Genomic DNA, 16,572 nt, shown 5'->3' with positions numbered 1-16,572 from the left:
TCCGTGTCCTCGGAACGGGTCGATGAGCTGCACTGCGATGCCTGCGTCGACGAGCGCATTCGCATGCATAGGCATCGGTGGATTCACGCCCCCGGAGCAAGGTGCGAAGATGACCGCCGGCTCGCGCCCCTGCGATGGTCGCGCAGCGGCCCGCCCAGTTGCATCCCGACGGCAAAGAGCGAAGTCAGGGGTGTTTGATCAGGGTGCGTTGCCCCACGGTCCAGCCCAAGTGCCGAGCGAGCGCATGGTGTGTGCGTAACCGCACAGACATCTGCCGCGTCGCAATGGAAGATGCAGCATATGGACGTTACCGCCCGACATAGAGCACGCAGGCTGCCGCTCTACCCATCGCCGCACCGCGCCACGCTTCTCGCCTGGCTCGACGGCATCGTCGGTTGGGATGCTCGCGCCGTGGCCAAACGGCTCGGGTCGCCCGTTCGGCAGCGCGAAATGAGTCAGGCCGATTTTCTCGATACGCAACCGGATTGGAGAAGTCATGAATGAACAACAGAACAAGCCGAGCACGCCCGCGGTGCCCGTCGTAGATGACGATGCAGATCGCTTGGCTGCTCTCGGACTCGGGCCTGCTATCGAACGATCGACGCCGCGCAAGGAAGGGCCGGCGCTGTGGGGTGGCACGCCTGAGCACGCCCCCGGTCTTCACCGACTCGAAACAGCGATTGCTTCCGGTGCGAGAAGCGCGGTACAGAGCGTGGACAGCTATGTCCGCGTCTACCCTTGGGGGGCGCTCGCTGCGTCTGCCGTCCTCGGCCTCGCGGTGGGGCTCCTGTTCTCCCGCGGCTGATCGGCTTCAGTCATCACACCTCGTGCAGGTCGCAGCAGCAAGTGCTGCAGCAGGTATCTCACCAAACCCGCCAGGTCGAACTCCACACGCCGCAGCGCCGGGTCATCCGGCCCGCCCCACAGCCTGCGGCCCATAGAGCCGTGCCCGGTGCTGACACGCTGCCCCGGGAACCGCGTCGATCAGCGCCGGCCGATCGGCTCAGTTCCAGAACCCGAACGGCGCTCGCCGACATCCCGCGTGGATGCGGCCGGGCGCGACAAAGGCTACCGATGAGAATTGCACAAGTAGCCCCCCTTGCGGAAAGCGTGCCTCCGCAGGCCTATGGCGGCACGGAGCGAGTGGTCTCCTACCTGACGGAAGCGCTGGTAGCAGGCGGGCACGACGTGACGCTGTTCGCCAGCGGCGACTCGGTGACTTCCGCCGACCTCGTGGCGGTCCGCGATCGCAGCCTGCGCAATCATCCGCGACCCTGCGATCCCGCGGTGTGGCACACCATCATGTTGGACGAAGTGAGCCGCCGCGCCGACCAGTTCGACGTGATCCACTTTCACGTCGACTGCACGCACTACCCCATGGCCCGGCGCTGCCTGACGCCCTGCGTGACGACACTTCACGGCCGGCTCGACCTGCCCGATCTGGCGGCGCTGCACCAGCACTTCGCAGAGCATCCGGTCGTGGCCATCTCCAACGCTCAGCGGCGCTTGCTGCCGCAGGCAAACTGGTGTGCGACGGTGCACCACGGTCTGCCCCTGGCGCTCTACGACTTCAACGGCACACCGCAGGACTACTTTGCCTTCGTCGGCCGCGTGTCGCCGGAGAAGCGCCTGGACCGGGCCATCGAGATCGCCCTGGCGTGCAACACCCGCCTGCGGATCGCGGCGAAGGTCGATGCTGCAGACAGGAACTACTTCGAGACCGTCATCCGTCCGCTGCTGAATCATCCGCTTATCGCATTCGAGGGGGAGGTCGGCGACGGCGACAAGAACGCGCTCCTCGGCAACGCACGTGCGCTGCTGTTTCCCATTGACTGGCCGGAGCCGTTCGGGCTCGTGATGATCGAGGCCATGGCCTGCGGCACACCGGTGGTCGCCTATGCCCGCGGCGCCGTGCCTGAGGTCATGGACCATGGCGTCTCCGGATTCGTCGTAAGCAACCAGTCGCAGGCCATCGAGGCGGCACGGAGCATTGGGGAGATCGACCGGCAGGCTTGCCGTCGCGGTTTCGAGCGACGCTATGTTTCGTCCATCATGGCGAGCGAGTACGTCAAGGTCTACGAGTCCCTCGCCCGACGCAGAGGCACGGTAAAGCTGCGATCGGTCGGCGGCACCGATCACGTCATCCGAACTCCCGGATAAGACGCCCATCGTCGACGCAATCCCCCGTCGCTGCCCACAAGCAACGTCCAGTGCGCGCTTGGCCTTTCTTCGCCTCCAGCTGCAGCGCGCAGCGCGTGCTCGAACAAGAAGTGCAGCATTCGCCAGTCGCGTGGGGGCCACGGCCTTCGGTGTAAGAGCCGTTCGAACTGACGTCTGACCAAGCGTAGGGCGCGCCGTGAACGCCGCGGTGCTCCGCCGCCATGCGACTGCTGGTCGCACACCGCATGCGGCGGGTGCAGAGCCGGCGGTGACCGTTGCGCATCTTTTGGCGCTCGGCAGCACCTGTGGCCCCGACCGCTGTGGACATCACCTGCTCCCCGTTGCTCGAGTGGAGCGTGGCGCCTGCATCACCTTTGGTAGCGGACGGTCTGCACACTGTGGGCCGCGCGCTGCGCCGACCGGCGAACGTTCTTCACGCCCTCAGCGCTGAGGGAGGTTCTTTGCGCTACCGGTTGCCAAGACGTTCGCTCGCGCACAGACACTGGCTTGGAGCGGCGCTTACAGTGCAATTGGCAGTTCAACACGAGCACGGAAGTCAAATATGCGTAAGTCACGTCGCCACAACATCGCAATGCCGTACCGCAGCACGCTGGACAGTTTGACGTCGAAGGACGGTTTCTTCTCAGACACCCGGCGCCAAGGGCGCGAGCGTCTGGTGGCGAACCACGCCATCCACTACGACGGATTTCGCTATGAGTACCCCGGCTACCGATACGACATAGTGGCCGACGCGATTGCCGATTCGAGACGGGGCAGCCGCCGGCCCGGCAAGGACCAGGACCAGGCCACCGTCTTCGCACCGGACCCGAGGCGTGATCCTCCCGGCGACGCCGGCTGCGTGCTGATGGCATCTCTTGGCATTGGGTTCGAGGCAGGCCGCTACCTGTTCGCCGGTTCCCGCTACGACCAGCTGGTGGACGCGGTAAACCACGCACGCCGGACCGCCAGGATCGCTCCTGCGGTTCACGCGCCGGGTCGCGGCGGTTGAGGTCGGAGACGTCCGTCGGAGACGTCCGTGTCGCGCAACATCACCGGCTCTAGAGAGCCAGCGGCGGTGCGGCGCCGCACTGCATCATCGATGCATCGGCGATTCACCTCGTAGGTGGCTACGGCGTTCTCGCCGTAGCTGTCGCCCCGGAAGCAGTAGTGCAGCGTTTCCTTTGAGATCGAGGCGCCAACACAGCGTCCATCGTCCTGCAACACCCAGAAGCGCAGCGCACCGGACGCGAGGTGGAAGAATGGAGCGGGGGGCATGATGGTCATGAGAAACCGCGCGGCGATCAGTGAAAGTCGTGTGCCGGGGTGCTTCTGAAGACACGGTGCAAGACCAGGCCCGAGGAGCCGGTTTCATAGCGCTCATCTCCCATGGCCCGCACATGACGTCCATCTTCGAGGCGAAGGGACTCGAAGCCACTCGGCTCCCCGTTGTAGCGCTCCCTGCCGCCCTCGTCCATGTGGATGTACTCCACCCACGCAACGACACTGTCGGCACAGCCGTCCTCCCCTTGCGTGTCGAAGGAAGCGCCCTTGCGGAATTGACCCATGCTGTTCTCCAGACGTGCGATCGAGGCCGTGTAGTTGTCGGCCGAACGCCCACTTGCCAAAGATCCTGCTCTCGCACGCAGGGCGGCGTCTGTGCCCTACCGCACGCAACTCTGCAGTGACGTCATGGGCTTGATACGTCTGCTACCGCGTGTGCTTCCCAGCGGCTCGACCGGCTTCAGCGTCCTGATGAAACGGCCGTTCGTGTGATCGGACTCGGACAGTCCTCGGTCGTCGTTTAGGCGGTAGAGCGCGGCTTTCGGCTCGGCAACGCGGCAACGCGCATCGGTGAGCAGCTGTAGTCACCTGTGTAGGCAACATTCGTCTGCATGCTCAGGACATGTCAGGAAAGCTCTAGAAATGAAAAAGCCCTTGAGTATCAAGGGCTTGGCTGAGAGGCTGGGATCCTGCGGAGTCCACCAGAAGCCTACCGAAATCTGCAGAAATCGCGCTCCCGACTCACACGTTGAACAGGAAATGCAGCACGTCGCCGTCCTTGACGACGTATTCCTTGCCTTCCGCGCGCATCTTGCCGGCGTCTTTCGCGCCCTGCTCGCCCTTGTAGGTGATGAAGTCGTCGTAGGCGATGGTCTGCGAGCGGATGAAGCCGCGTTCGAAGTCGGTGTGGATCACGCCGGCCGCCTGCGGGGCTGTGGCGCCGATGGGCACGGTCCACGCGCGCACTTCCTTCACGCCCGCGGTGAAATACGTCTGCAGGCCGAGCAGCTTGAAGGCGGCGCGGATCAAACGGTTCAGGCCCGGCTCGTCCTGCCCCATTTCCTGCAGGAACATCAGCTTGTCTTCCTCGCCCATGTCGGCGAGTTCGGCCTCGGTCTTGGCGCAGATCGCCACCACCGGCGCGTTCTGCAGCGCGGCGTACTCGCGCAGGCGGTCGAGGAAGGGGTTGTTCTCGAAGCCGTTTTCATCGACGTTGCCGACGAACATCGCCGGCTTGGCGGTGATCAAACACAGCGGCTTGAGCACCACCGCTTCTTCCTTGCTGAAGGCGATCGAGCGCACTGGCTTGGCTTCGTTGAGTGCGATTTCGCACTTCTTCAGCACGTCGACCAGGCGCTGGGCTTCCTTGTCGCCGCCGGACTTGGCGACCTTGCTGTAGCGCTGCAGGCTTTTCTCGACGGTGGCGAGGTCGGCCAGGCACAGCTCGGTCTGGATCACCTCGATGTCGGCGATCGGGTCGACCTTGCCGGCCACGTGGATCACGTTGGGGTCGTCGAAGCAGCGCACCACGTTGACGATGGCGTCGGTCTCGCGGATGTGGGCGAGGAACTGGTTGCCCAGGCCTTCGCCCTTCGACGCGCCGGCCACCAGGCCGGCGATGTCGACGAATTCGACGATGGCCGGCACCACACGCTCGGGCTTGACGATCTCGGCCAGGGCCTGCAGACGGGAGTCGGGCAGCTCCACCACGCCGACGTTCGGCTCGATCGTGCAGAACGGGTAGTTCTCGGCGGCAATGCCGGCTTTGGTGAGGGCGTTGAACAGGGTGGACTTGCCGACGTTGGGCAGGCCCACGATGCCGCATTTGAGACTCATGGCGGGCTTTCCGGGTAGGAGAGGGAAACCGGGGATTTTACGGGGCGGGCCGCCGGCCGGGCACGGCCGGGGCATTTGGCGCACCGGCGGCAGCGCCGCCGCCGCCAGGCCGGCTGTCAGAACTTGAGGGTCGCGGTGCCGGCGGCGCCGACGCGCAAGACGTGGTCGATGCCGTCCAGGAGGATGGCGTTCATGCCAAAGGTGATCGCACCGTCGACGCGGTCGTCGGCGCGGTAGGTGGTCAGCGTGTCGATCGGCTCCTGCCCGGTTTCGCCCGTCGCCGGGTCGACATTGGGGATCGGGCAGCGCGGGCAGGGCTTGACAAGTTGCAGCCGGACCGTCCCCTCGTCGGTGGCGATCTCCAGCACGTCGAAATAGTCCTCGGCGTGCGGATCGAGCGCGCCGGCGATCACCAGGTTGGGCCGAAAGCGCGACATCTCGACCGGCGCCTGGCCGCGCGCCGCGAGCCGCTCGTTCAAGCCGTCGAGCGAGGCCTGCGAGATCACCAGCACCGGGTAGCCGTCGGAAAACTGGTTCTCGGCCTCCCGGCCGCCGGTCCACTTCAGGTTGGACAGCCGCTTCTGCTCCGGGTCGAAGCGCACCAGCCGCACCGGCTGGCCGAGGAAGTCGCTGAACCACTGCGCCGCCAGGTCGCCCATGTCGTAGGCCTTCACGTCGTCGTTCCACAGGCGCACGGTGGTGGGGGTCTCGACGGTGTCGTAGGCGATGTGCAGGGCCAGCATGCCGGGCGCCCGCAACACCATGTCGGCATGGCGCAGCTGCGGACGGATCAGCGCCATGCGCGGCAACTCGCGCTGGGTCAGAAAGCCGCCGTGGGCGTCGACCACCATCCAGGCGCGGTCGAATTCGAGGCCGGTTTCGATCAACAAGCTCTCGTCGAGCGCCACGCCCGCGCAGGACTTGATCGGGTAGACATGCAACCCCGACACCACGAAGTTCTCGTCGCTCACTTCAGCAATCCCTTCAGTTTGTCTTTCAGCTTGTCGCGTGCCGCGTCCCGTGCATTCTGCGCCGGCGCCGACGCGGCTGCTTCCGTTCCCTGCGCCGCACGCTTGCCGCCCAGCTCTTTCAGCAGCTTGTCTTCGAGCTGGTGCTTGACCGCGGCCTGGGCCGCCGCCGCCGCCACGGCCGACCACTGGATACGCCAGTCGACCGCGTCGAGCGGGCCGCTCAGCTGCACCGGCACCGTCACGCCGCGCAACGCCGTCAGCTCGTCGCCGCCCTGACCCTTGCTGGTGTTGGCCACCGAGGCGCGCGCCAGATAGTCGATGCGGCTCTTGCCAACGTCCACCGTGCCCTCGCCGTTGAGGCGCAGGAAGGGGCTCTTGGCGTCGAGGTCCTGGTTGCGGGCGACGCCGTTGGCGATCTGGAAGGTCGCGCTCAGTTCCGAGAAGTCGGTTTTTTCAGACTGGCGGGCCTGTTGGATCTTGTCTTGCCGCATCGACAGCGCCGCCTTGGCCTCGCGTAGCGAGCGCGCCAGGTTGACGCCCTTGATCGCGCCGTCGCGCAACTGCAGTGCCGCTTGCCCGGCCAGGCGCGACTTCAGTTCCTGCACGCTGCGACCGGCCGATTCGAGGTCGACCTGCACCCGCCCGCGGCCTTCGAGCACGTCCTTCTTCGCGATGTCCTGCAAGGCCGCGTGGACGTCGATGTCGTTGCCGGTGCCCTTGAACATCACGCGCTGCGCACGCGCGTCGGCAAACGCGCTGGCGTCGATGCTGCCGCCCCAGATGCGCCCGGCCAACTGGCTCACCCGCAGCATGCCGCCTTCCAGCGTGGCATTGATGCGGGCGTCGTCGAGCTGGTAGGGCCGGTAGATCAATCGAGCCGCCTTGAGCGACAGTTTGCCCTGCAGCTGCCGCAGCGGTGCGAGGTCCACCGGGGTGTCGGCTGCGGTCGCGGGGCCGCTGGTCGGTGTGGCGGGGCGGTCCTGCGCGGGGGTCGTCGGTGCGTCGGCCAGCAGGCTGTTGACGTCGAGCGTCGCGAATTCGCCGCTGACGTCGAGGTGCGGCACCGTGCCGGTGAAGGTGGCCTGGCCGCGGGTGTTGAAGGTGTTGTCGTTCAGGCCGCCTTTCAGCTCCCAGGAGGCCGCCCGTGTCGACGCGCTGAGCCGCCCGTCGAGGCGCACCGCCAAGGGCTTCAGCTGCGGGTCTTGCACCTGCGCCTGCACTTTCAGGGCGTCGAGGGCCAGGGCCGCCTTCGCCGGCTGCAGCGCCAGGTCGGCCCGCACCGTGCCGCCGAGGCGGCGCGTGCCGCTGCTGTGCAGCGTGGCTTCGAAGGCGGGCAGGCGCACCTGGTCGAAATTGCCGCTGGGCGCGGCCGAGCGGAACTCGGCCTTCCAGGGTTGCGGCCCGCCCAGCGCCAGCTGCCCTTGCAAGGCGCTGCCCTGCAGGGCCTGGCCTTCGACCTGCAGGCGGGGCCACGACAGGCTCAGCTCGATCGGCTGTTTGTCGCGCACCGCCTTGAACTGCAGGCCGAGTTGTTCGAGCGACAGGGCCTGGCGTTGCGGTTGATAACCGAAGCGCTGCACCGACAGCGTCGACGATTCCAGCTTCACCGCGCCCAACATCGCGCTGGTGGCCAGCTTCAGCCCCTCGGCGCCGAGGGCGCCTTGCGCGCCGTCGTAGGACAAGGCGCCGCTCAACCGGCTGTCGAGCTCGCGCAGGCCCAGCGCGTGGCCCTGGTAGCGCAGCTCGGTTTCGCGCAGGTGGACGGCGCTGCGTGTGCGGTCCAGCGTCAGCCGGGTCTGGCCTTGCAACCGACCTTCGACGGCCGGTTGCTGCAAGGCCAGCTGCGCGTCGAGCGTCAGCGGCGCCTCGGCGCCGTCGGCCAGCCGGCCCAGGTCGAGCGTTTGCACGACAACCTCGCCGCGCACTTGGCCCGGGACGTCGTCCACTCGCAGCCGCACCGCGCGCAACTCGGCCCCTTGCACATCGAAGCTCAGCTGGCGGCTGGCCTCGTTGTCGTCGGGTGTGGCCTTCGGGTCGTCGGGTGCCAGCAGGTCGTCGATGTTGCGCCGACCCTGCGCGTCGACCCGGTAGGCCAGCCGCACGCCTTGCGCGGTGACCCGGTCGACCACCAGCCTGCGGCGCAACAGCGGCAGCAGGTCGACGGCGAGCTTGGCTTCTTCGAGGTGGACGAACTCGTCGGCCCGCTGGTGTTCACTGAGCGTGACGTCGCGCAGCGTCACACCCAGTCGAGGAAACACACTGAGACCGACGTCACCGATGGTGAGCGTGCGTTGCCGGTGCTCGCGCATCCAGTCCACCAGCACGCCCTTGTAGCGGTTGGCGTCGAAGCTGACGATCAGATAGGTGGCGGCCGCGGCCAGCAAGGCCAGCAGCGCCGCCACGCCCAGCGCGATGCGCTTGACCCAGGGGCTCGATTTGCTTGTGTTCATCGCCACGCATTGTGCGAGAGCCGCGGCACGGGACGGGAGCGCGCCGTGGCGCGGCCCCTACAATCGCCGGCGATGAACCGCTATGACGTTTCGATACGGGGCAGTGGCATCGTCGGCAAGGCGCTTGCGCTGAGCCTGGCGAAGCTGGGCCTCCAGATTGCGTTGAGCCGCCCGAGCGTGCCGCCGGGCGAGGACGTGCGCGCCTATGCCTTGAGCGCCAAGTCGGTCGAGCTGCTGCGGGCGCTGAAGGTGTGGGACGGCTTGCCGCCGCTGGCCGCTACAGCGGTGTACGACATGCGGGTGGAAGGTGATGCAGGCTCGGTCGCCGCGCTCGAGTTCTCGGCCTGGGAGCAGGGGGTGGGTGAGCTGGCGTGGATCGTCGACGCCGCTGCGCTCGAGGCCTCGCTGGCCCAGGCAGTGCGCTTCCAGGCCCACATCACCGAAGTCGATGCCCCGGTCACGGCGGCCCTGGTGGCCGTGTGCGAGGGCAAGGCGTCGACTGAGCGCGAAGTGCGCGGCGTCGAGTGGCAGCGGCATGGCTACGGCCAGACCGCCATCGCGGCGCGCCTCGTGGCCGACCAGCCGCATCGTGGTGTCGCGCGCCAATGGTTCCGATCGCCCGACGTGCTGGCGCTGTTGCCGTTCGACCGCCCGGAGGCGGGCCACAGCTACGGCCTGGTGTGGTCGCTGCCCGAGGCGCGAGCCGAAGCGCTGATGGCGCTGGACGAGCCCGGCTTCACGCAGGCCCTGCAGGATGCTGTCGGCGCTTCGGCGGGCACGCTGCGTCTGGCTTCGGCCCGTGCAGCCTGGCCGCTCGCACTGGCACAGGCAAGCCGTTGGAGCGGCGCCGGCTGGGTGTTGCTCGGCGATGCGGCGCACGTGGTGCATCCGCTGGCGGGGCAGGGCCTCAACCTCGGCCTGGCCGACGTGGAGGTGCTGGCGCGCGTGTTGCGCGAGCGCGAAACGTGGCGGAGTGTCGGCGACGAGAAGCTGCTGCGCCGGTACGAGCGCGAGCGGGCGGCCCCGACCTGGGCGATGGGACGCGTCACGGACGGACTCTTGCAACTGTTCGCCGTCGAATCCGGCCCGGTGCGGGAACTTCGCAATCGCGGCCTGACTCTAGTCAACCAACTCGCCCCGCTGAAGCGCTGGCTCACCGGGCGCGCGCTCGATTCCTGACACGCGTCGTGCATCACGGCCGCCTGCCTCTCATTTCCCTGTTTCGGAGAACCCTGTCCATGAAGTTGCGCCGCGTCGCCACCGCCGCCTTGTTGACCCTCATTGCCAGCGCCGGCGTTGCGCAGGAGGCCGTGATTCGCAAGAACCTGGCCGAGCGCCTGCCCAATTTGCCGAAGATCGACGAGGTCTCGAAAGCGCCTGTCGACGGGCTCTACGAAGTGCGCTTCGGCACCGACATCGTCTACACCGATGCCGAAGGCAACTTTTTGATCCAGGGCGAGATCATCGACGCGCGCGTGCGCAAGAACCTGACCGAAGAGCGCATCAACAAGCTGACCGCGATCGATTTCGCGTCGCTGCCGCTGAAAGACGCCATCGTCTGGAAGAACGGCACGGGCAAGCGCAAGATCGCCGTGTTCGCCGATCCCAATTGCGGCTATTGCAAGCGTTTCGAGCAGGACCTGCAGGCCGTGAAGGACGTCACGGTCTACACCTTCCTCTATCCCATCCTGGCGGCCGATTCGGCGGCCAAGTCGGACGCCATCTGGTGTTCCAAGGACCGCACCAAGGCCTGGCTGGACTGGATGCTGCGCAGCGTGCAGCCGGCCCCCGCACCGGAGGGTTGCCAGACCCCGGTCGCGCGCAACAGCGCGCTCGGCCGCAAGCACCGCGTCACCGGTACGCCGGCGCTGGTGTTCGAGGACGGCACCCGGGTCCCGGGGGCCATGAACACCGAACAGATCGAGCAGCAACTCACGGCGGTCGCGCAGGCCAAGCGCTGAAGCGGTCAGCGCTTGGCGCAGGGCGAACGCCTGCGCGGCGGCGTGCTGCCCGAGGGCGGTCGTCGTCTTCATGAAAAACGCCGCGCTGTTGCGCGGCGTTTTGCTTCCCGGGACACCTGGGTGGTGTCGATTACTGTACCGCGGGAGCGGCCGGTTGGGCCGCGTAACGGCTGGCTTCCTGGTTCTTGGCCACCAGGTCCTGGTAGACCACCGGGTCGAACGGCTCGGCGTGCAACGCGGCGTATTCGCCGTTGGCCTGGGCGCGCTTCAGTTCGGCGACCACTTCGGCACGGGTGCGGGTGCTGGCGACTTGCGGGAAATAGCCTTCCTCGAACACCTTCAGTTCGCCGGCATCGCGGGCCCGGATCAACTCTGCGTGCACTTCGGCGCGGGTGCGCTCCGACTTGCCGTTCGGTGCGGGGTCCGGCGTGGCTTCCTGGGCGAACGCGGTGGCGGACATCAGGGTGGCGGCAGACACGAGGGCAGCGGCGACGATCTTGTTCACGGCAGTTCCTTTCGATTCTTCAGAAGTTCGGACTTGCGTTGCTTGTGGCATGAAGTGCGTATCCGATGGCTGAAGATTAGGGGTTTCCCTGGGTTCGGGAAATCACTGCCCAGGCAATGAGTCGTTGCGAAACCAGGAACAATGACAGGAGGTAACGGGCGGCGGTCGCCCCCGGCGGCGCGCGGCGCGCCCGCGCGGCAGCGGCGACAATCTCCGCTGCCGGCCGGCTGCCGGCGCGGTCTTGGCGCTTGCTGTTGAGTCGTGTGGCGGGTCCGTCGCGCTCCTGAGACGGCACGGCGTCCTGGCTGCTGCTGCGTTTTCGGCTCACCGCAGTGGCCAACCCCAGCTGTTTTTTCTGGCTGCCGCGGGCAGCCGAGCCTCACCCCGAACCGAGCGACGCCTGCATGATTTCGTATCGCATCGAACCTTTCGATCTGCACGCCCACCTGTTCCGCGTGGTGGTGCGCATCCCAGACCCGGCGCCGGAGCAGCGCGTGTCGCTGCCGGTCTGGATTCCGGGCAGCTATCTGGTGCGCGAGTTCGCCCGCCATCTGCAGCAGCTGACGGCCCGCCAGGGGCAACGCGAGCTGTCGGCCGAGCAGGTCGACAAGGCCAGCTGGGTGGTGCGCTGCGAAGGGCGGGGCGCGCTCGAGCTGAGCTATCAGGTCTACGCCTTCGACACCTCGGTGCGGGCGGCTTTTCTCGATGCGACGCGCGGCTTCTTCAACGGCACCGGAGTGTTTTTGCGCGTCGAAGGCCGCGAGCAGGAGCCGCAGCGCGTCGAGATCCGCGCGCTGCCGAAGGGCTGGCAGGTGGCGACCGCGCTCGGCGCGGTGCAAACCGACGCGCGCGGACAGGGCAGCTACGAAGCGGGCGACTATGACGAACTGGTCGACCACCCGGTCGAGCTGGGGCGGTTCTGGCGCGGTGAGTTTCGCGCCGGCGGTGTGCCGCACGAGTTCGTCGTCGCCGGCGCACTGCCGAACTTCGATGGCGAGCGACTGCTGCAGGACACGCGGCGGATTTGCGAAGCGCAGATCGCTTTCTGGCACGGACGCAAGAAGCCGCCGTACAAGCGCTATGTGTTCCTGCTCAACGCAGTCGACGACGGTTACGGCGGGCTGGAGCATCGGGCCAGCACGGCATTGATCTGTGGCCGCCGCGACCTGCCACGCGTGGGCGAGGCCGGGCAGAGCGACGGTTATGTGACGCTGCTGGGCCTGATCAGCCACGAGTATTTCCATACCTGGAACGTCAAACGCTTGCGCCCGGCGGAGTTCGCCCGCTACGACTACACCGCCGAGAACTACACCCAGCTGCTGTGGTTCTTCGAGGGTTTCACCTCGTACTACGACGATCTGTTCCTGGTGCGGGCCGGCCTGATCGACCAGGCGCGCTACCTGAAGCTGTTGGCCAAGACCGTCAGCGGTGTGCTGGCGACGCCCGGGCGGCAGGTGCAGAGCGTGGCGCAGGCCAGCTTCGATGCCTGGGTCAAGTACTACCGCCAGGACGAGAACACCGTCAACGCCACCGTCAGCTACTACACCAAGGGCTCACTCGTCGCGCTCGCGCTGGACCTGACGCTGCGCGGCGAGGGCAAGGGCAATCTCGACGAGGTGATGCGGCAGCTGTGGGCCGGCTCGTCGGGCGGGCCGATCAGCGAGGCGGATATTGCGGCGGCGCTCAAGCAGGTGGGCGGGCGCTCGTATGCGCGCGAGCTGTCGCGCTGGGTGCACGGCACGCAGGACCTGCCGCTCGTGACCTTGCTGCAGGCCGTCGGGGTCGAGTGGAAACAGCAGCCGGCGCCTTGGCCGCTGCGTCTCGGGGTGCGTTCGGCCGATGCGGCCGGCGGCGTCTCGATCAAGGCGGTGATGCGCGGCAGCGCCGCCGAACAGGCGGGTTTGGCGGCCGGCGACGAGCTGCTGGCCGTGAACGACTGGCGGCTGCGCAAACTGGACGACTTGCCCTTGTACGCCACCGAGAGCCAACCGGCCGAACTGCTCGTCTCGCGCGACCAACGGCTGCTCCGTCTGCCGCTGCAAGTGCCCGCAGCCACGGCGGTGCCGGGCCCCGGCTCGCTGGGCGTGGCACCGGCGGCCGGTCGCGAGACGGCGGCGTTGCGTGAGGCATGGTTGAGCGCGCGTTGACGCCGCGCGAGGGGCGCAGGTGGGTCGGCCCGCGACGGCGCGCGGCCTTGCTGCTGCTCGTGCTCTTCGTTGCGCTGTCGCATTTTTGGCTGACGGGTGAGGTGGCGGACCGGCTGCCGACGGCCGAGGGCGAGGCAATGCCGCAGCGGCTGCAGGTGATGTACACACGGCAACTCGAACTGGCCCCGCCACCGCCGGCACCTGCGCCGGCTCGCCGCCCGGCCGCGGCGCCCCGCCCTCGGCGTTCGGCCCGTGTCCCCACGCCGGTGCCGACCCCGGAAATGCCCGCCGCTTCGGCGTCGGCCCCCGACGCGGCCGCATCGGTTGCGGAACCAGCGCTTCCGGCCGACCTGCAGCCGGTCGAAGCGACGGCCTCCGCGCCGGAGGCCGTCGCATCAGCGCCTGTCGCCGACCCCGCCGCTTCTGCCGTTGCCGAGGCGGCCTCCGCCGCTGCACCGAGCGCGACGGCGTCCGGGTCCGACGCGGCCGGCGGCGAGCCGGCAGGCACGGGCACCGCCCCGCAAGCTTTCGAGTGGCCCCCGTCGACCCGCATGAGCTACACGCTGTCGGGCTATTACCGCGGTGAGGTGAGCGGTAGCGCGCAAGTGGAGTGGATCAAGGAGGGCGACCGCTACCAGGTGCACGTCGATGTCTACGTCGGCCCCAGCTTCGCACCGCTGATGAGCCGCCGCATGAGCAGCGACGGCGCGATCACGCCGGACGGATTGGCGCCACGACGTTACGACGAGGTGACGTCGATGCCGTTTCGGCAACGCCGCGCCAGCGTGGTGTTCGAGCCTGAGTGGGTGACGCTGAACAACGGCCGGCAGGTGCCGGCCCAGCCGGGCGTGCAGGACACCGCGAGCCAGTTCGTGCAGCTGACGCAGCGGCTGCTGCGCCACCCCGAACTGCTGCGCCCCGGGCAGGCCATCGAGTTCCCGCTCGCGTTGCCACGCCGCCAGGACCGCTGGCGTTATGACGTGGTGGGCGAAGAGCGGCTGGAGACGCCGTTCGGCAGCCTGCCGGCCTATCACCTCGTGCCGCGCCGCGAGGTGGCCTCGCGTGACGAACTGACGGCCGAGATCTGGTTCGCTCCCAGCTTGATGTATTTGCCGGTGCGCATCCGCATCCAGCAGGACGCCGAGACCTATATCGACCTGATGCTCTCGAAGCTGCCGGAGCAGGCCTTGCCGGTCATGCGCCGGAATCGAGAAACGCCGCCTTGAAGGCCTCGGCGGTGGCACCGCCGCGGTTGTCGGCAATGATGCGGTGGGCGGTGGTGAGCAAGGGTTGGAGTTCTTCCCAGGTCCTGGCCTTTTCCATCCGCATGGACAGGCTGTCGCCCAAGGGCCCCAATTGTTCGCTCATGAAACGTACGGCCTGTAGCCGCAACATGTCGACCGGCCGGCCACCGGGCGGCGACGAAGGACGGAAGGCGGAGATGGACAAGTCTTCCTCGCCGGCGGGGCGCGAGGTGGACCGGCCGCCGGTCACCGCGATGACTTCGATGTAGCCTTCGGCGAGCAGGATCTCGAGCCACTCTTGTGCTTCGCCGGGGATCAAGCGCCTCAACTCTTCGTCTTGGCGTTTGCCATCAACCATGATGAGCGCGGTGCGCAGCTTCATCGCCAGACGGTTTTGGCGCGTGGCGATCTCTGCATGACCTTTGTCGGTCTTGCGGTATACGGTTGCCATCGCTCGTTTCCCCCGTCGCACGTCCCGTCGTCCTGACGGGGAGCTTACCGCCTACGCCCTCCTGGTGCTATTGCCAATGTTCACGGGTTGTTTCCAAACCAAGCGTCTTGTCGCGTTGTCCTTTGCAACCGCAGGCCGGCCGTATAGTGCGGCCTCGAAAGGAGAACCCCCGTGGACACTCAATTGATCCTCAGCGAAGTGCGCGGCACCGCCGCTCTCAAAACCGCCGTGCTGACCCTCAATCGGCCCAAGCAACTCAACGCCTTGAACGACACATTGATGGACGAGTTGGGGCAGGCACTGGATCGGCTCGACCGTGACGACACGATTGGTTGCATCGTGATCACCGGTAGCGAAAAGGCCTTTGCGGCGGGCGCCGACATCGCAGCGATGGCGTCCTGGACCTACATGGACGTTTACAAGTCCGACTACATCACGCGCAACTGGGAGACGCTCAAGCGCGTGCGCAAGCCGGTGATCGCGGCGGTGGCCGGCTATGCGCTGGGGGGCGGCTGTGAGCTGGCGATGATGTGCGACTTCATCATCGCGGCCGACAGCGCACGGTTCGGCCAGCCCGAAATCAAACTCGGCGTCATCCCCGGGGCCGGTGGCACGCAGCGGCTGCCGCGCGCCATCTCCAAGGCGAAGGCGATGGACCTGGTGCTGACGGCGCGCATGATGGACGCGGCCGAGGCCGAGCGGGCCGGGCTGGTGTCGCGGGTGGTGCCGGCCGACAAGCTGCTGGAAGAGGCGTTCGCCGCGGCCGACGCGATCTGCGGCTACTCGCTGCCCAGCCTGATGGCAGCCAAGGAATGTGTCAATCGCGCCTTCGAAGCGCCGCTCAACGAAGGCATGTTGTTCGAGCGGCGCGCCTTCCACGCGCTGTTCGGCACCGAAGATCAGAAAGAAGGCATGGACGCCTTCGTCAACAAGCGCAAGCCGGAGTTCCGGCAGCGCTGAGGTGCGGGTTCAAGGCTGCAGCCAGCGGGCGCCATCGACATCGAAACGCGCCCGACGGTGGCCTTCCGGGTGCAACTCCAGCCAGTCCAGCGACGTCACGGCGGCGGTGACCACCGCGAAATGCTCGCGGCTGGCACGCTGCGGCGGCGTGGCCAGGTCGACCGGCGTACCGGGGGCCACCGCCGACAAATAGTCCTGCGCGGCCGGCGACAGCTTCACCTGGGCCCAGCGCGACAGCACGTCGAGCCCGCTGTACTGCACGTCGAGCGCCACCTGGCAGCGCAGCTGCCAGCTGAGTTGCGGGGACCACATCACCAGCATGCCGTGAGGGGCCGTCGCGATCTCCTGCACCTTGGCCGCGCGCGAGTCGGTATAGAAAAGCAGCTCACGCTGCCCGCGCCGGATCTCGCGCAGCACCACCGTGCGCGCATTGACGCCGTCGGGCGTCGCGGTGGCCAGCACCGGGGTACGCCAGTCGTGACCCTTGTGGTGGGCCGCGTCGACCAGCTGCTCCCAGATCGCGTTTTCGATCAGGTCCAGCGAGTCGAGCCGCGTGTCGTCGCTCATTGAGTAACCTCCGTGCTGCGCACTGCGGTGCGAGCCCCT

Annotated in this window: 17 protein-coding genes; 9 read left to right on the top strand and 8 right to left on the bottom strand. The window is 67.5% G+C overall.

Annotation, left to right across the window (positions count from 1 at the left end; genetic code table 11):
* Positions 1-300 precede the first annotated feature (300 nt).
* The 4 genes from AAW51_RS30195 (at position 301) to AAW51_RS22435 (ending at position 3,169) form a co-directional block, all read left to right on the top strand.
* Positions 301-504 (top strand): hypothetical protein, encoded by a 204-nt coding sequence (locus tag AAW51_RS30195; protein ID WP_157360011.1) that lies wholly within the window; start codon positions 301-303, stop codon positions 502-504.
* Entirely contained in the window at positions 497-805 is a 309-nt protein-coding gene (locus AAW51_RS30190) for a hypothetical protein (protein WP_157360010.1), read from the top strand. The genes AAW51_RS30195 and AAW51_RS30190 overlap by 8 nt, the downstream gene beginning before the upstream one ends.
* 269 nt (positions 806-1,074) lie before the next feature.
* The gene (locus AAW51_RS22440; RefSeq protein ID WP_047196384.1) at positions 1,075-2,160 is read left to right on the top strand and encodes a glycosyltransferase family 4 protein; all 1,086 of its coding nucleotides are present in this window, start codon (positions 1,075-1,077) and stop codon (positions 2,158-2,160) included.
* A gap of 562 nt (positions 2,161-2,722) precedes the next feature.
* Positions 2,723-3,169, top strand: a complete 447-nt coding sequence (locus tag AAW51_RS22435; RefSeq protein WP_157360009.1) for a hypothetical protein — start codon at positions 2,723-2,725, stop codon at positions 3,167-3,169.
* Here AAW51_RS22435 and AAW51_RS29470 read toward each other — a convergent pair.
* The 5 genes from AAW51_RS29470 to AAW51_RS22415 all read right to left on the bottom strand — a co-directional run bounded on the left by AAW51_RS29470 (position 3,145) and on the right by AAW51_RS22415 (position 8,698).
* The gene (locus AAW51_RS29470) at positions 3,145-3,444 is read right to left on the bottom strand and encodes a DUF1488 family protein (RefSeq protein ID WP_083438512.1); all 300 of its coding nucleotides are present in this window, start codon (positions 3,442-3,444) and stop codon (positions 3,145-3,147) included. The genes AAW51_RS22435 and AAW51_RS29470 overlap by 25 nt on opposite strands.
* 17 nt (positions 3,445-3,461) lie before the next feature.
* Positions 3,462-3,725 (bottom strand): hypothetical protein, encoded by a 264-nt coding sequence (locus tag AAW51_RS22430; RefSeq protein ID WP_047196382.1) that lies wholly within the window; start codon positions 3,723-3,725, stop codon positions 3,462-3,464.
* Positions 3,726-4,182: 457 nt separating this feature from the next.
* On the bottom strand, positions 4,183-5,277 hold the full coding sequence (ychF, locus tag AAW51_RS22425) for a redox-regulated ATPase YchF (RefSeq protein ID WP_047196381.1): 1,095 nt from the start codon (positions 5,275-5,277) through the stop codon (positions 4,183-4,185).
* Between the two features lie 116 nt (positions 5,278-5,393).
* On the bottom strand, positions 5,394-6,248 hold the full coding sequence (locus AAW51_RS22420) for an MOSC domain-containing protein (protein ID WP_083438511.1): 855 nt from the start codon (positions 6,246-6,248) through the stop codon (positions 5,394-5,396).
* Positions 6,245-8,698: an AsmA family protein gene (locus AAW51_RS22415; protein WP_047196380.1), complete on the bottom strand. Its 2,454-nt coding sequence runs from the start codon at positions 8,696-8,698 to the stop codon at positions 6,245-6,247. Before AAW51_RS22415 ends, AAW51_RS22420 begins: the two co-directional genes overlap by 4 nt.
* A gap of 72 nt (positions 8,699-8,770) precedes the next feature.
* Here AAW51_RS22415 and AAW51_RS22410 point away from each other — a divergent pair, with 72 nt between their 5' ends.
* Together AAW51_RS22410 and AAW51_RS22405 are read left to right on the top strand one after the other, a co-directional pair.
* Entirely contained in the window at positions 8,771-9,877 is a 1,107-nt protein-coding gene (locus tag AAW51_RS22410; protein ID WP_047196379.1) for an FAD-dependent monooxygenase, read from the top strand.
* A gap of 59 nt (positions 9,878-9,936) precedes the next feature.
* Entirely contained in the window at positions 9,937-10,659 is a 723-nt protein-coding gene (locus tag AAW51_RS22405; protein ID WP_047196378.1) for a DsbC family protein, read from the top strand.
* 130 nt (positions 10,660-10,789) lie between these two features.
* Here the strand turns inward: AAW51_RS22405 and AAW51_RS28515 are convergent, their stop codons facing one another.
* Positions 10,790-11,164: a DUF4148 domain-containing protein gene (locus tag AAW51_RS28515; RefSeq protein ID WP_053013853.1), complete on the bottom strand. Its 375-nt coding sequence runs from the start codon at positions 11,162-11,164 to the stop codon at positions 10,790-10,792.
* Between the two features lie 404 nt (positions 11,165-11,568).
* Here AAW51_RS28515 and AAW51_RS22395 point away from each other — a divergent pair, with 404 nt between their 5' ends.
* Both AAW51_RS22395 and AAW51_RS22390 read left to right on the top strand, forming a co-directional pair.
* Positions 11,569-13,311 (top strand): M61 family metallopeptidase, encoded by a 1,743-nt coding sequence (locus AAW51_RS22395; RefSeq protein ID WP_047198188.1) that lies wholly within the window; start codon positions 11,569-11,571, stop codon positions 13,309-13,311.
* Positions 13,312-13,358: 47 nt separating this feature from the next.
* A complete protein-coding gene (locus AAW51_RS22390; protein ID WP_169788072.1) occupies positions 13,359-14,537 on the top strand; it encodes a DUF3108 domain-containing protein in 1,179 nt (392 codons plus the stop codon).
* Here AAW51_RS22390 and AAW51_RS28510 read toward each other — a convergent pair.
* Positions 14,506-15,006: a hypothetical protein gene (locus AAW51_RS28510; RefSeq protein ID WP_053013852.1), complete on the bottom strand. Its 501-nt coding sequence runs from the start codon at positions 15,004-15,006 to the stop codon at positions 14,506-14,508. The genes AAW51_RS22390 and AAW51_RS28510 overlap by 32 nt on opposite strands.
* A 171-nt stretch (positions 15,007-15,177) precedes the next feature.
* Between AAW51_RS28510 and AAW51_RS22380 the strand changes: the two genes are divergently transcribed.
* Complete coding sequence (locus AAW51_RS22380; RefSeq protein ID WP_047196376.1) at positions 15,178-15,966, top strand: enoyl-CoA hydratase; 789 nt, start codon at positions 15,178-15,180, stop codon at positions 15,964-15,966.
* A 9-nt stretch (positions 15,967-15,975) separates the two neighbouring features.
* Here AAW51_RS22380 and AAW51_RS22375 read toward each other — a convergent pair whose 3' ends face one another.
* Complete coding sequence (locus AAW51_RS22375) at positions 15,976-16,533, bottom strand: pyridoxamine 5'-phosphate oxidase family protein (protein ID WP_047196375.1); 558 nt, start codon at positions 16,531-16,533, stop codon at positions 15,976-15,978.
* Positions 16,534-16,572: the final 39 nt, after the last annotated feature.

Source organism: Caldimonas brevitalea (genome assembly GCF_001017435.1).
Classification (GTDB): Bacteria; Pseudomonadota; Gammaproteobacteria; order Burkholderiales; family Burkholderiaceae_C; genus Caldimonas; species Caldimonas brevitalea.
This window is presented reverse-complemented; position numbering and strand designations above follow the sequence as displayed.

Excerpts from the sequence above, each read along its gene's own strand:
- AAW51_RS30190 (WP_157360010.1), top strand. The coding sequence starts at position 497 with ATGAATGAACAACAGAACAAGCCGAGCACGCCCGCGGTGCCCGTCGTA.
- AAW51_RS29470 (WP_083438512.1), bottom strand. The coding sequence starts at position 3,444 with ATGACCATCATGCCCCCCGCTCCATTCTTCCACCTCGCGTCCGGTGCG.
- AAW51_RS28510 (WP_053013852.1), bottom strand. The coding sequence starts at position 15,006 with ATGGCAACCGTATACCGCAAGACCGACAAAGGTCATGCAGAGATCGCC.
- AAW51_RS22440 (WP_047196384.1), top strand. The coding sequence starts at position 1,075 with ATGAGAATTGCACAAGTAGCCCCCCTTGCGGAAAGCGTGCCTCCGCAG.
- AAW51_RS22375 (WP_047196375.1), bottom strand. The coding sequence starts at position 16,533 with ATGAGCGACGACACGCGGCTCGACTCGCTGGACCTGATCGAAAACGCG.
- AAW51_RS30195 (WP_157360011.1), top strand. The coding sequence starts at position 301 with ATGGACGTTACCGCCCGACATAGAGCACGCAGGCTGCCGCTCTACCCA.
- AAW51_RS22435 (WP_157360009.1), top strand. The coding sequence starts at position 2,723 with ATGCGTAAGTCACGTCGCCACAACATCGCAATGCCGTACCGCAGCACG.
- AAW51_RS22430 (WP_047196382.1), bottom strand. The coding sequence starts at position 3,725 with ATGGGTCAATTCCGCAAGGGCGCTTCCTTCGACACGCAAGGGGAGGAC.
- AAW51_RS22415 (WP_047196380.1), bottom strand. The coding sequence starts at position 8,698 with ATGAACACAAGCAAATCGAGCCCCTGGGTCAAGCGCATCGCGCTGGGC.
- AAW51_RS22395 (WP_047198188.1), top strand. The coding sequence starts at position 11,569 with ATGATTTCGTATCGCATCGAACCTTTCGATCTGCACGCCCACCTGTTC.
- AAW51_RS22405 (WP_047196378.1), top strand. The coding sequence starts at position 9,937 with ATGAAGTTGCGCCGCGTCGCCACCGCCGCCTTGTTGACCCTCATTGCC.
- ychF (WP_047196381.1), bottom strand. The coding sequence starts at position 5,277 with ATGAGTCTCAAATGCGGCATCGTGGGCCTGCCCAACGTCGGCAAGTCC.
- AAW51_RS22410 (WP_047196379.1), top strand. The coding sequence starts at position 8,771 with ATGAACCGCTATGACGTTTCGATACGGGGCAGTGGCATCGTCGGCAAG.